Below are 12362 nucleotides of genomic sequence, written 5' to 3' on the forward strand. Positions count from 1 at the left end.
AAAAGACTTTGTCTAATGACTCGGCGTCCCCGACTTACGTCTCCTACTCAAACTTACAAACGCGGATTATTGCTTGTGGCGTTTTTCGTCAGAAACGGTCAGTTTCCAGCGGCCTTTTTTGCGACGGCCCGCTACTACTTTACGCCCGTTTGCCGTTGACATTCTCTCACGGAAACCGTGCTTGTTTCTCCTCTTGCGATTCGATGGTTGAAAGGTACGTTTCATCTCAGTATCAAATTATTGCGATATAAATCTCTTCTAGTCTCAATTTCGGCTTGCAAAGGTAGACAAAAATTTTATTTATGAAAAAGATTGTAAAACTTTTTGTCTTCCATGCCGGGCAAACAAAAAAGCCACTCGTTAAAGTGGCTTTTTTCTCCGTAGCGGGAGCTGGACTCGAACCAGCGACCTTTGGGTTATGAGCCCAACGAGCTACCAACTGCTCCATCCCGCGGTGTTGTTGAAATGGAGTGCAAACATACTGCGTCTATTTTAACAATGCAACCTTTTTGTTAAAAATTTCTGCCTGTTTTCTCTCGATAACTCGTATCATACTCATTATCAATTGCAATTAGCTGGGCATAAAACCGTACTTTTGCAGAATAATTGAGAAGTAAGGGATTTTATGGAAGAAAAAGAAGAATCGAAAGCGCCTGCCCTCCGCAATCACCGCGCGGGTTTTGTCAGCATTATAGGTAAGCCCAATGTTGGGAAATCGACGCTGATGAATGTGCTGGTAGGAGAAAAAATGTCGATCATCACTTCAAAAGCACAGACAACGCGGCACCGGATTCTGGGTATATTAAATGGTAAGCACGAAGATATTCCGTTTCAGCTTGTGTATTCTGACACGCCGGGCGTGATCAAACCTGCCTATAAGCTGCACGATTCCATGATGACTTTTGTAAAAGGATCCCTGGAAGATGCGGACGTGGTTTTGTTTGTGGTGGAAGTGGGAGAGAAGGTTTCAGATCACGAAGTTTTACCATTATTAGGCCGTGCAGATGCGCCTGTTGTGCTGGTATTGAATAAGATAGACTTGTCGAATGACGAGGAAGTGAAGCTGAAAATGGGCGAGTGGGAAAATGAGATTCATCCCGCGGCAATTATCCCGATTTCGGCTTTGGAAAATGCCAACATTGAAACGCTTTTCGATGCGGTGATTACCAGGCTGCCGTTTCATCCGCCGTATTTTGATGAAGACGAACTTACCGACAAGCCGGAGCGTTTTTTCGCTTCCGAAATGATCCGCGAGAAGATTTTTCTAAACTACCGCCAGGAAATTCCGTACAGCTCCGAAGTGGTTATCACCGAGTTTAAAGAAAAGGACGACATTATCGTCATCCGTGCCGAGATCCTTGTTGAACGCAAGAGCCAGAAAGGGATCATTATAGGTGAAAAGGGCGAAATGCTTAAAAAAGTAGGTTCGCAGGCGAGGCATGACCTGGAAGCGTTTTTTGGGAAAAAAGTTTTTCTGGAACAGCACGTCAAAGTGGAACCCGATTGGCGGAGCAAGGAAAACAAGCTGCGCCAGTTTGGATATCAGGAGTAAATTTTAACAATGCATGAAGGGTGACATGTTGCCCGGACCACAATTAATAGTTAGTAAAAAATGGCAAATATTATTTCAATTGTCGGCCGTCCTAATGTGGGCAAGTCTACATTATTCAACAGGCTGACAGAGAGTCGCAAGGCGATTATGGATAATCAGAGTGGCGTCACGCGTGACAGACATTATGGTTACGGAGAGTGGACAGATCAGTATTTCACAGTTATAGATACAGGCGGTTATGTAGTGGGTTCCGACGATATTTTTGAAGGCGCGATCCGCGAACAGGTGGAACTGGCGATCGAAGAGTCGACGGTAGTTTTGTTTATGGTCGATACCATGTCGGGGCTGACAGATTTGGACAAAGATTTTGCGAATGTGCTCAGACGTTTTGACAAGCCGGTATATCTGGTAGCGAACAAAGCGGAGACGACCGAGCGCTACCAGTCTGCCGCAGAATTTTATGAATTAGGCTTAGGGGATGAAATCTTCGCTATTTCTGCACAAACCGGTTTTGGTACGGGAGAACTTTTAGATCAGGTTATCACGCATTTTGAAACCGCCGGCGTGGAAGATCCGGAAGCCGGTATTCCGCGCATCGCCATCATGGGACGGCCAAATGTGGGTAAGTCGTCTTTTTTGAATGTACTGACCGGCACCGACAGAAGTATTGTGACCGATATCGCAGGAACCACCCGTGACGCGATCCATACGCATTATAATGCTTTCGGGATGGAATTTATCCTGACCGATACCGCCGGGATCAGACGGAAATCCCGCGTAAAAGAAGATATTGAATATTATTCCACCCTGCGCTCGATGAAGGCGATGGAGGAATCCGATGTTTGTATCGTTTTGCTGGATGCTACTTTGGGTTTGGAAGGCCAGGACCTCAACATTATCGGTCAGGCAGATAAGGCTAAAAAAGGGATTGTGATTATGGTCAACAAGTGGGATTTGGTTGAAAAAGACTCAAAAACTGCGGATGCCTATAAAAAAGCGCTTCTCGAAAGACTTGCGCCGATGAATTACATGCCAATTATTTTTGCCTCGGTAGTTGAAAAACAGCGTATTCACCAGGTAATGGAAAAGGCGATGGAAGTTTTCCAGAATAAAACCAGGAAAATCACGACTTCGAAACTGAATGATGTGATGCAGGCCGAAATCGAGAAGTATCCGCCGCCGGCGCACAGAGGAAAGTATATTAACATTAAATATATGATCCAGCTGCCGACGCCCTCACCGACTTTTGTGTTTTTCAGCAGTAATCCAAAACATGTGAAAGAGCCTTATTTAAGGTATCTGGAAAACAGGATGAGAGAAAATTTCGATTTTTCAGGCGTGCCGATCACGATCTTTTTTAGGGAGAAATAATTTCTCAAACATACTTTATAGTAAATGCCGGGAGCGATCAGCTTCCGGCATTTTTCATTTGATCTTCTCTCGCCGACATTTCAGGTACCAAAATCTGCGGTTCGTCTTTTTTAATTCCTCTGCAGCAACCTTTTATATTAACTTTACATCTGTTAACTGATACATAATTGCCGTTTAAAATAGCCTTGTAAAAAATTTTCCTAAATTTTGTTAAAAACAAGGTACTATGTATTGCAAGATACCTAACAAAACATATATATTTGTAGAGTCAATTAGTTAACACGATTTCAACCCCGGTTATACCTGAACGACTGAAAAATCAAAAGCCATGAAAACACTTAAACTGCTCATATTAACATTAACGCTTTTCAGCTACCAAGCTGGTGCAACCGGATACGCTCACAACATGTTTGTGGCACACAGAAAGTTGCAGACAGGTAAGGAAACCGTCACTGAAAAAGTGGTGGTGAAAAAAGCGAAAACAGTTGTGAAAGCAAAAGCAACTGTTCAGGTAAAACAAGCTGCTTTCGTAAATGTCGATTTGACAAACCAAGCGCCAGCAACTTCGACGCTTAATGAAAGAGTGCTGGAAGAAGGCCCAATGTCATTTTTCGACAGTGAAAAAAGCGACGATGGCGACGAATCAATGGTAACCAAGCTGGTATCAATGGTTCGCTGCGTGATCTACACTTTCCTGGGGTCGCACCTGGGCTGAGAAGTTTTAAAAACTAGCTACATACAAAACCAAAAACCCAAGGCTTATGTCTTGGGTTTTTTATGTCCGTATTTTGAAATTGGCGTCCTCAACCAACTGTATTCGTCAATGTTCCGATTGGTTCGATGGTTATATGCACCACATCGCCCTGCTTCAATGTAAAATCCGAAGGCGGAATGATGCCGGTCCCTGTCATGAGATAGGCGCCTTGTGGAAATGCCATTTCGCGGAAAAGATAATGCAGCAGCTCGTCCGGTTTACGCTTCATTTGGGACAAGGTTACCTCGCCATTGAAAACTTCCTCGCCATCGCGGATAATCGACAAGTCGATCGTGGTATCATCTCCAAGCGGATATTCGGGAACATAAAGGCAGGGTCCGAGTGCTGCGCTTCCTGTATATGACTTAGCCTGAGGTAAATACAAAGGATTTTCACCTTCAATGCTGCGGGAGCTCATATCATTACCGATGGTATATCCTTGCAGCACACCAGCAGTAGAGGCAAAAAGCGTCAGTTCCGGCTCCGGCACATCCCAGGATGAATCCCGCCTGATCCGCACGTCACCTTTGTGGCTTACAACCCGCCAGGCAGTCGATTTAAAAAATAATTCCGGACGCTCAGCTTCATAAACCCGGTCATAAAAGCTTCCTCCACCGGCTTTTTCCGATTCTTCCATCCGCGCCGTGCGGCTCCTGAAATAAGTTACGCCCGAAGCCCACACTTCCTGCGATCCGATCGGCGCGAGCACTTCCGGCATCGGAATGTCGTCGGTAAATGTCAGCGGGATTAGAGATTCGATCTGAATTTCGAGCCACTCGCGGAGGTTGTCCCGGTTCACGGCAAGGTCCCAGTCGGTTTCATGCAAACGATAAAAAACGTCCTCATTTTCAAGAAGAATGCCATTTTCTGTTTTATATAGCTTCATTGGATGCGGGTAATGTTTAGGCTTCAATAAGTCTCACGCAGATTTTCTCTACTGTGATATTACGGTTTCTGTGGATATTTGGGCTATTTTGACAATCTATTTACCCGCCACAGCCTTTCATCAATCGGGATTCTTTCCTGAGCAATCAATGTGATTTCCTCAAAAAGCGGGTGCCGTGGGTGGAGAATAATGTTTTGCGAGAAAGGGACGATGACGGAAGGCAATGCTACGGCGAGTACATCCGGTTTTAACAACCAATCTTTCAGCCAGTGCTGCGTCCGTTCGTAGGTTTTTTCCTGCCAGAAATCAGGCATTTCCTTCCGTGAAAATGTGCGGATATCGTCCGGGATTTGAATGGAAGAAAGCCAGTACGCAGGCAAATCCTCATAACGCACACCAGGCGCGTGGGCCAATGTTTCTACCAAACCCAGCTCAGGAGAAGAAGTAGTGTACAAAACGCCGGTTCCTTTGGGATTCCACCGGGCGCCGTAAAGTCGACTTCCTTCGGTTGAAAGTGCTTGTGATTTGAATTTTTCCCTAACAATTCTGTAAACTACCGGCATGCATATCAAGCTGGAAGACCATAATCCAGACGGCCCAAAACTTCATCGACCAATCCAAAACCGGTGATCGTATCCATTAATTGCAGCGGCGACTGATCATTCAGCTCGCGGACTGGCGTTCTCAGCCAGTAGAGCACCGTACTTTTTTTACCTTCAAAAGTATCCAGCGCGTGTGTCAGAATGTTTTTTAGCAGAATCAATCGCTCAGAAGCGTCGGTTCCTAGCTTTTTTTCCGATTGAATGCGGTGAAGATTGCGCGGCGTCATACCTAACACATAAGCTATTTCATTGTCGGTGAGGCCGACCAGCTTTGACACGTCATCAGCAGCGGAGCGCAAAACTCCCTCTCTTGATTTTTCAACAATGTGAAACCCCAATGCAGGTTTTGAACCATACGGAACAAGATCATCCTCAAACATTAATAGCGCCATAGCCCTCCCAAAGTGAATTCTGTCACTAAGATAAGTGACTTTATTCAAAATCAAATCTTCTCCCGCAGAAATGTCGCCGTATAATTATCTTCCAGCTTCGTCATTTCCTCCGGCGTTCCGGTAAATGTGAGGTAGCCACCTTTGTCGCCGCCTTCGGGGCCGAGGTCGATGATCCAGTCTGCGGATTTGATGACTTCCATGTTGTGCTCGATGATGATCACGCTGTCGCCTTGCTCTACGAGTGCGTTGATGGCTTTTAGCAACTTTTTAATGTCGTGGAAATGTAGTCCGGTGGTAGGTTCGTCGAAGATGAAAAGCGTTTTGCCTTTGTTGGAAGAACCTTTGCCGAGGAATGATGCCAGCTTTACGCGCTGTGCTTCTCCGCCGGATAATGTGTTCGAAGATTGCCCTAAACCGACATATCCTAATCCTACTTCCTGCAAAGGCATCAATTTATCTGCCAGCTTTGGCTCGGACTCTCGGAAAAACTCAATCGCCTCATCCACAGTCATATCCAGGATTTCAGCGACGTCTTTTTCCTGGTAGCGCACTTCCTGGATTTCCTGTTTAAACCGTTTTCCATTACAGCCTTCACAGGTCAGATAAATGTCGGCCATAAATTGCATTTCGATTTTTACCTGACCTTCACCCTGGCAAATTTCGCAGCGGCCGCCATCTACATTAAAAGAAAAATGGGAAGGTTTGTAGCCACGTGCCTTGGAAAGCGGCAGGTCTGCCATCATTTGGCGAATATAATCGTAAGCCTTAATGTATGTTACCGGATTGGAGCGCGACGATTTTCCGATCGGATTTTGGTCAATCATTTCGATCGCCTCGATGCGGTCGGTGCTGCCGGAGAGTTCATCAAACTTCCCAACTTCCTCGCTGAATTCCCCTTTGAGGCGCATCATGGCGGGGTAGAGGATTTTCCGGATCAATGTGGATTTGCCCGATCCGCTGACGCCGGTTACAACTGTCAGATTATTAAGCGGGATTTTTACGTCCAGTTCTTTCAAATTATTTTCACGCGCACCCTTTATTTCAAGGTGATGCAGAGATTTGCGCCGGATTTTTGGCACTTCAATCGAATCATTTCCCAAAAGAAAATCAAGCGTATGTGACTTCACATCCTCTTCATCCGGGTCAAAACCACTGTCACGCAAACCCGCGATATCTTCCTGATTTCCCTGAAAAACTACGTGACCACCGCCCGTACCGGCCTCAGGACCAATGTCAATGATCTGGTCCGCCGCGTGCATCACTTCCTCTTCATGTTCGACCACGATCACGGTATTTCCCAAATCACGCAAAGATTCCAGCACGCCTACCAGCCGCTGCGTATCTCTTGGGTGCAGCCCAATGCTGGGTTCATCCAGAATGTACATTGAGCCTACCAGCGCGCTTCCCAGCGAAGTTGCCAGCTTAATGCGCTGAAACTCACCACCAGATAATGTGCTCGTCAGTCGGTTTAATGTCAGGTAACCCAATCCCACGCGGATCATATAGTCCAGGCGGGTTTCGATTTCGGTTAAAACGCGCCGCGCAATTTCACGGTCGTGCTGGCTTACTTCCAGTTTTTTAAAAAATGTAGAAACATCCTGGATCGGCATTAAAACCAAATCCGTAATAGAAGCGCCGCCGATTTTCACAAAAGACGCATCTTTCCGCAACCGCGAACCGCGGCAATCGGGGCAAGTTGTGCGGCCGCGAAAACGGGATAGCATAACCCGATATTGTATCTTATATGTCTGGGTTTCGATCTCGGCGATGAAATCATTGATACCTTGAAAATACTTGTTTCCAGTCCAGAGCAGCTCTTTTTGCTCGGCGGTAAGATCTTTAAAAGGTCTGTGGATCGGAAAATCAAACTTCGCGGCATTACGGACCAGCGGCGAAAGCCACTCATTCATTTTTTCGGTGCGCCAGGGAGCAATCGCACCTTCGTATACCGAAAGATTTTTATCAGGAATCACCAAATCAGGATCAATTCCCAACACTTTTCCAAAACCTTCACACCTTTTGCAAGCACCGTAAGGATTGTTGAAACTAAATAAATTGACGCTCGGCTCTTCGAATGTGATCCCGTCCAACTCAAATTTGTCCGAAAAAACGCGCTTTTCCACATTCACTACCTCCACAATACAAACGCCCTCACCTTCAAAAAAAGCAGTTTGAACCGAATCCGAAAGCCGGTATTGCGTATCCTCGTCATCATGCCTGATCCCCGCACGGTCAATGAGAATAAAGATTTGGTTGCCAGCCTGCGAATAGTTATCCGGATTTTCCAGCACGTCCTCAATTTGCACTACCTCATCATTCAGCACAATCCGGTTATAACCTTTTGACAACAAAATCGTCATTTCTTCCTGCTGCGAGCGGCCTTCGCGCACCAGCAGCGGCGCCAGGATCATCACCCGCGTGCCTTCTTCCTGGCCCAGCATGTAGTTGACCACGTCGGTCACCGAATCCTTTTTAACCAGATTCCCCGAGACCGGCGAGTAAGTATGGCCGATCCTTGCATATAATAATTTCAGATAGTCATAGATTTCCGTCGAAGTACCAACCGTCGAGCGTGGATTTCTTGTATTGACTTTTTGCTCGATCGCAATCGCTGGGGAAATACCTTTAATGTACTCAACCTCAGGCTTTTCCATCCGGCCCAAAAACTGGCGGGCATAGCTGCTGAGACTTTCCACATACATCCGCTGACCTTCCGCAAATAAGGTATCAAAAGCCAGCGACGACTTGCCGGAGCCGGAAAGTCCAGTGATCACGACCAGCTTGTTGCGGGGGATGGCTACATCAACATTTTTAAGATTATTAACCCGGGCACCTTTGATCAGAATGTATTTTCGTGGATCCAGATCATCGAATTGGGAAGCCTCAATCCGCGGTACAGCTAAATGCATCATAGGAAAAATTCAATTGAATATCCGGTACAAGTTTGTCATGCACCGATCTTAAGGTTAACCAAAACCGCAGTTATTTAGTTTGGCGTCCAGAGTCTGCAAAAGCTGGCGGGCTTCGTCAGAGAATGAGCGAACTAGCTTTCAAAAAAGTCATTCCTTTTTCTCTGGCTTCCTCAAAAATCGGGTCGGCAAGATAGCCGAAATTTGTGACGTCGGACATACAATCCGAAAGAATTGTTACTTTGGGTATCAATGCAGGTGCACTTGTGAGTATCTGATTTATGCTAGTCGCAACGCAATGTGAGCGGGCCTCGCCGGCAACAAGTACGGTATCGAATGTTTCCAATGTTGCCAGAAATGCCGTATCCAGCTCTGTTTCGGGCGCTCCGGCCACCGGTACCTGCGCTTTAAAAACGCCGAAATGCTCGGTCAGCGGATTGATACCTTTTGAAATCGCGATATAATCACGACCCGTAAAATGTGTCCAGGCCAGGATTGCATGCATTAAAGTTTCGTCGAGCGAAGCGCCTTTTGAGCCGACCAGGCAATGTTCTGGCCAGATGAAATGTTTGAATTCGCCCTGCGCCTCCAATTTTTCGAGATATTCGAGCACGTATTCTTTGTGGTACCGCGGCGTCCACTTTCCAGATTTCACAGCCGCGGCGGTAATCAATGTAAATGGCGCGACCGTATTTCCGTTTTGATCTTCCCAAAAAAGCGGGTGCGCAATGTCGAGCACCTTATGCGTATCCAGCGTCACGAAAATGCTGTCGATCTTCGGCCCGTCCAGCGCGATCAGGTTGGCGATGCGCTCCATATCTTTTTCCGCGCCGGGTACATATAATGTTCCTTTTGGATTACAAAAATCAAATTGCGCGTCGATGATCAGCAGGGCGGTCTTTTTCATATGGATTTTTAGTTTGTATTACATTAACCTTCCAGCTCCTGCGGCAGTTCGAGCTGGCGCGCGTACATTTTGGAACACAGGCTGTACACCGAAGCCAGCATCCGGTTCGCATCTTTCAGATAGTCCACGCGGTAATCTTCTTCCAGCTTATTAAACTGATTTACAATCGTCAGCGCTTTTTTGGCAATGTACAGTGCGCAGGTATCGGCGCGGGACGAGTACGTTTTCAGAATATCCGGATATTTCTCCATAAAAGTATTCAGGAGAAAAAGGTTAAGCTCCAATCCGCCGATCTTATCCTTGGTCACTTTCACATGATACGCAATGTCACCGCTGAGGTTCCGCATATCCATCAAAATCCAGCCCGGCGTGTTCTGATTGAATTTTGAAGTCCGGATAATGTTCGCGGTAATATCTTCGCGGCGCTCGGGAATGGTCGAGCTGTCCTCAATCAGCTCAAAATGAAGTCTGTCTGAAAGCGTTTTGTCTTTGGTAATTAGCCTCAGCAGTAATTTATCCTTTTCTTTGACAGGCATATGTACGATCGCCTTCTTAAGTATGTCAGGTAAGGCCATTCAAATGCGTTTTGTAACTTTAAAATTCGTTCGGGACCATTCAGGGGTCTAGCAAAAATATCAGATATGCGTAAATATCTTTCAATAGGTTTAAGCTTGGCTATCGTTTTAATCTTTCTATATACCCTTTTTAAAAACGCCCAAAACACGCCTTCCTTTGATGATTACGACACCACGCTGAATTTTATCCGCCGCTTTTATTTCGATAATAACCCTATAAATGTTCAAAAAGATATCCTCCTGAGCCGGCACAACGAGCACAGGATCGTTTTTTCAAAAGCTGCTGCAGCGATTTATTTCTACATCTTTCATGAGATCAATTTCAGACATCTTATATTGTTTCAAAATATTCTGCTAATTGCCTTTTTTGGATTATTGCTGGTTTTATTGAAACAAAAGAAATTGCTCGTGCCCGAAACCGTCCTGCTCTCCGCCGCCTTTCTTTTCAGCTTGGGTTTCTGGCAGGTAACATTTTACTATTGGGGAGGAATTCAGCATTATACGGTATTTTTCTGCTCCTTTCTTTGCCTGTTTTTGCTTAATCAAACAACCCATCCGGCGAGCTGGAATTTTTTATTTTCCGTCATCGCGGCTACGGTCGGCGTCATTTCTTTTGGCAACGGTTTTCTTGCACTTTTTCTCGGAGGCTTTCTGTTGGCCGTCCATCGCCGGTGGAAGTTGCTGGCAGCCTGGACAATTATAGGTATTGCGCTGCTGACATTCACCTTTTTCTACCAGCCTCCGGCCGAAAATGACGCGCTCGTAGGATTCAATGTGGAATGGATGGCGCGTTTGTTGTTTACGTTCCTCGGAAGTTTCCTGTATATCAACCCAGGTACCGGACAAAATATGAATATCCTGGTCTGTATGCTGGCAGGCTTGCTTGTCTTTCTGACCTGGATCTGGCTATTTTTCAAAGGATATGCATTCAAAAATCCGCTGCTTTACAGTCTATTTTCCTTACCAGTGCTGACAGCGATCATCGTAGCGATTTCCAGGTTTGAAACAAAAGCAGCAGGCGGCATCGCTCCGAGGTATATGTTCTTTACAGCGACGATACCCGTTTTTTTGATACTGATTTTAATGGATTTAAAAATCCTGAAAACGAAACATTTGCAGATCCTGGGTGCATTTGCTGCGCTGATCTGGGCGGGATCTTACTATTATAATGTACGTGCCCTGGAAAAGTCAAATACACAGATCGCAGCTACGCTTCGGAAGTGGGAAGCCAATCGGAGTACGTCTTTGATCGACGGTAATAAATCGGCCGAATTTTCGGAAATACTGACCTGGGCGGTGGACAAAAAGGTGGTCACATTGCCTGGCGGAGAGGTGGTTTCAAGATGAAGAGAATGTGAATGTTGCTTCCCGGCTTTTGAAAAAGGGGGCATTAAGTGTTAAATTTCGATTTTGTACTCAAATTTTAAATGCCAATTATGGTTTCAGTGGCTATGTGCACTTACAACGGGGCGAAGTATTTGCCCGAACAGTTGAAGAGCATTGCTGACCAGACAGTTTTGGTGGATGAACTAGTGGTGTGCGACGACCGGTCCAAGGACGATACGATCGCGATCATTCAGGCATTCGCCGCTACCAGTAAATTTCCGGTCCATATTCATATCAACGAGCAAAACCTCGGCTCGACCAAAAATTTTGAAAAATGCCTCTCATTATGCCAGGGAGACATTATTTTGCTCACCGATCAGGACGACAGATGGCGAAATGACCGGGTGGAAAAGCAGGTAACTTATCTGAATCAAAACCCGGATATCGACGCAGTTTTTTCCGACGGAATGATCATGGATGATTACTCCGAACCCGTCGGCAAGACGATGTGGCAGGAAATTGAATTTGATAAAAACGGTCAGAACAGGTGGAAAAGCGGGAAACCCTACGAAATCCTGTATACCGGATTTGTAGTAACCGGCGCCACGATGGCTATCCGGAAATCCTGCCTCGAAAGGCTCGTACCATTTCCAACACACGTCCCCGACCTCATCCACGATGCCTGGATGGCCGTGGTGCTGAGCTTGCAGGGAAAGATTGATTTTATTCCGGAACCATTGATTTACTACCGGATGCATTCCACGCAGCAGGTCGGTTTTGGAAGTAAAATCGAGAAGGTGCAGCTGAAAGACCGTTTTGTGCGGGACCGCGAAAGAAAACTGGCCCCGCTGAGAGAAAAGGCTGATAAGCTGAATGAGCTATACCTGCTGCTCCGCGCCATCCCTTTTGTGCCGCGCGAAAAGTTGCTCAAACTGTATTTGTCGCAGAAACATTATTATACCCGCGCCTCGCTTCCCGGCAACCGGCTCCGCAGATTAAGTCCGGTTTTGAACCAGGTACTGAGAGGTTATTACCGGTTTAGCAGCAAGGATTGGTGGCTGCCCGCGATGGGCGATTTGTTTGAATAA

12 protein-coding genes and 1 tRNA gene are annotated in these 12362 nt (G+C 46.1%); 5 read left to right on the forward strand and 8 right to left on the reverse strand.

The features are described from left to right. Nucleotides 1-66: 66 nt before the first annotated feature. Together rpmH and FEN17_RS10810 are read right to left on the reverse strand one after the other, a co-directional pair. Nucleotides 67-225: a 50S ribosomal protein L34 gene (gene rpmH, locus FEN17_RS10805; protein ID WP_015813300.1), complete on the reverse strand. Its 159-nt coding sequence runs from the start codon at nt 223-225 to the stop codon at nt 67-69. Nucleotides 226-381: 156 nt separating this feature from the next. Next, a tRNA-Met gene (locus tag FEN17_RS10810) sits at nt 382-454 on the reverse strand. A 171-nt stretch (nt 455-625) separates the two neighbouring features. Here FEN17_RS10810 and era point away from each other — a divergent pair. The 3 genes from era (at nt 626) to FEN17_RS10825 (ending at nt 3638) form a co-directional block, all read left to right on the forward strand. Continuing rightward, complete coding sequence (era, locus tag FEN17_RS10815; protein WP_138365381.1) at nt 626-1552, forward strand: GTPase Era; 927 nt, start codon at nt 626-628, stop codon at nt 1550-1552. 60 nt (nt 1553-1612) lie between these two features. Continuing rightward, entirely contained in the window at nt 1613-2923 is a 1311-nt protein-coding gene (gene der, locus FEN17_RS10820) for a ribosome biogenesis GTPase Der (RefSeq protein WP_138365382.1), read from the forward strand. Between the two features lie 328 nt (nt 2924-3251). Beyond that, nucleotides 3252-3638, forward strand: coding sequence for a hypothetical protein (locus FEN17_RS10825; protein ID WP_138365383.1), 387 nt, complete (start codon nt 3252-3254; stop codon nt 3636-3638). Nucleotides 3639-3726: 88 nt separating this feature from the next. Here the strand turns inward: FEN17_RS10825 and FEN17_RS10830 are convergent, their stop codons facing one another. The 6 genes from FEN17_RS10830 to FEN17_RS10855 form a co-directional block, all read right to left on the reverse strand. Continuing rightward, complete coding sequence (locus tag FEN17_RS10830) at nt 3727-4563, reverse strand: fumarylacetoacetate hydrolase family protein (protein ID WP_138365384.1); 837 nt, start codon at nt 4561-4563, stop codon at nt 3727-3729. Between the two features lie 83 nt (nt 4564-4646). Continuing rightward, nucleotides 4647-5126 (reverse strand): RES family NAD+ phosphorylase, encoded by a 480-nt coding sequence (locus FEN17_RS10835; protein ID WP_138365385.1) that lies wholly within the window; start codon nt 5124-5126, stop codon nt 4647-4649. A 5-nt stretch (nt 5127-5131) separates the two neighbouring features. After that, nucleotides 5132-5557: an Xre family toxin-antitoxin system antitoxin gene (locus FEN17_RS10840; protein WP_138365386.1), complete on the reverse strand. Its 426-nt coding sequence runs from the start codon at nt 5555-5557 to the stop codon at nt 5132-5134. A gap of 50 nt (nt 5558-5607) precedes the next feature. Next, entirely contained in the window at nt 5608-8469 is a 2862-nt protein-coding gene (gene uvrA, locus FEN17_RS10845; protein ID WP_138365387.1) for an excinuclease ABC subunit UvrA, read from the reverse strand. 115 nt (nt 8470-8584) lie between these two features. Next, nucleotides 8585-9373: a cysteine hydrolase family protein gene (locus FEN17_RS10850; protein WP_138365388.1), complete on the reverse strand. Its 789-nt coding sequence runs from the start codon at nt 9371-9373 to the stop codon at nt 8585-8587. 23 nt (nt 9374-9396) lie between these two features. Then, the gene (locus FEN17_RS10855; RefSeq protein ID WP_138365389.1) at nt 9397-9948 is read right to left on the reverse strand and encodes a hypothetical protein; all 552 of its coding nucleotides are present in this window, start codon (nt 9946-9948) and stop codon (nt 9397-9399) included. 96 nt (nt 9949-10044) lie between these two features. On the opposite strand from FEN17_RS10855, the gene FEN17_RS10860 reads away from it, so the two are divergent. Continuing rightward, nucleotides 10045-11295, forward strand: a complete 1251-nt coding sequence (locus FEN17_RS10860; RefSeq protein WP_138365390.1) for a hypothetical protein — start codon at nt 10045-10047, stop codon at nt 11293-11295. A gap of 89 nt (nt 11296-11384) precedes the next feature. Continuing rightward, nucleotides 11385-12362 carry a glycosyltransferase family 2 protein gene (locus FEN17_RS10865; RefSeq protein ID WP_138365391.1) on the forward strand — a complete coding sequence of 326 codons (978 nt, stop codon included), beginning with the start codon at nt 11385-11387 and terminating at the stop codon, nt 12360-12362.

The sequence above is a fragment of the Dyadobacter luticola genome, assembly GCF_005860805.1.
Lineage (GTDB): Bacteria > Bacteroidota > Bacteroidia > Cytophagales > Spirosomataceae > Dyadobacter > Dyadobacter luticola.

Excerpts from the sequence above, each read along its gene's own strand:
- rpmH (WP_015813300.1), bottom strand. The coding sequence starts at position 225 with ATGAAACGTACCTTTCAACCATCGAATCGCAAGAGGAGAAACAAGCAC.
- era (WP_138365381.1), top strand. The coding sequence starts at position 626 with ATGGAAGAAAAAGAAGAATCGAAAGCGCCTGCCCTCCGCAATCACCGC.
- der (WP_138365382.1), top strand. The coding sequence starts at position 1,613 with ATGGCAAATATTATTTCAATTGTCGGCCGTCCTAATGTGGGCAAGTCT.
- FEN17_RS10825 (WP_138365383.1), top strand. The coding sequence starts at position 3,252 with ATGAAAACACTTAAACTGCTCATATTAACATTAACGCTTTTCAGCTAC.
- FEN17_RS10830 (WP_138365384.1), bottom strand. The coding sequence starts at position 4,563 with ATGAAGCTATATAAAACAGAAAATGGCATTCTTCTTGAAAATGAGGAC.
- FEN17_RS10835 (WP_138365385.1), bottom strand. The coding sequence starts at position 5,126 with ATGCCGGTAGTTTACAGAATTGTTAGGGAAAAATTCAAATCACAAGCA.
- FEN17_RS10840 (WP_138365386.1), bottom strand. The coding sequence starts at position 5,557 with ATGGCGCTATTAATGTTTGAGGATGATCTTGTTCCGTATGGTTCAAAA.
- uvrA (WP_138365387.1), bottom strand. The coding sequence starts at position 8,469 with ATGATGCATTTAGCTGTACCGCGGATTGAGGCTTCCCAATTCGATGAT.
- FEN17_RS10850 (WP_138365388.1), bottom strand. The coding sequence starts at position 9,373 with ATGAAAAAGACCGCCCTGCTGATCATCGACGCGCAATTTGATTTTTGT.
- FEN17_RS10855 (WP_138365389.1), bottom strand. The coding sequence starts at position 9,948 with ATGGCCTTACCTGACATACTTAAGAAGGCGATCGTACATATGCCTGTC.
- FEN17_RS10865 (WP_138365391.1), top strand. The coding sequence starts at position 11,385 with ATGGTTTCAGTGGCTATGTGCACTTACAACGGGGCGAAGTATTTGCCC.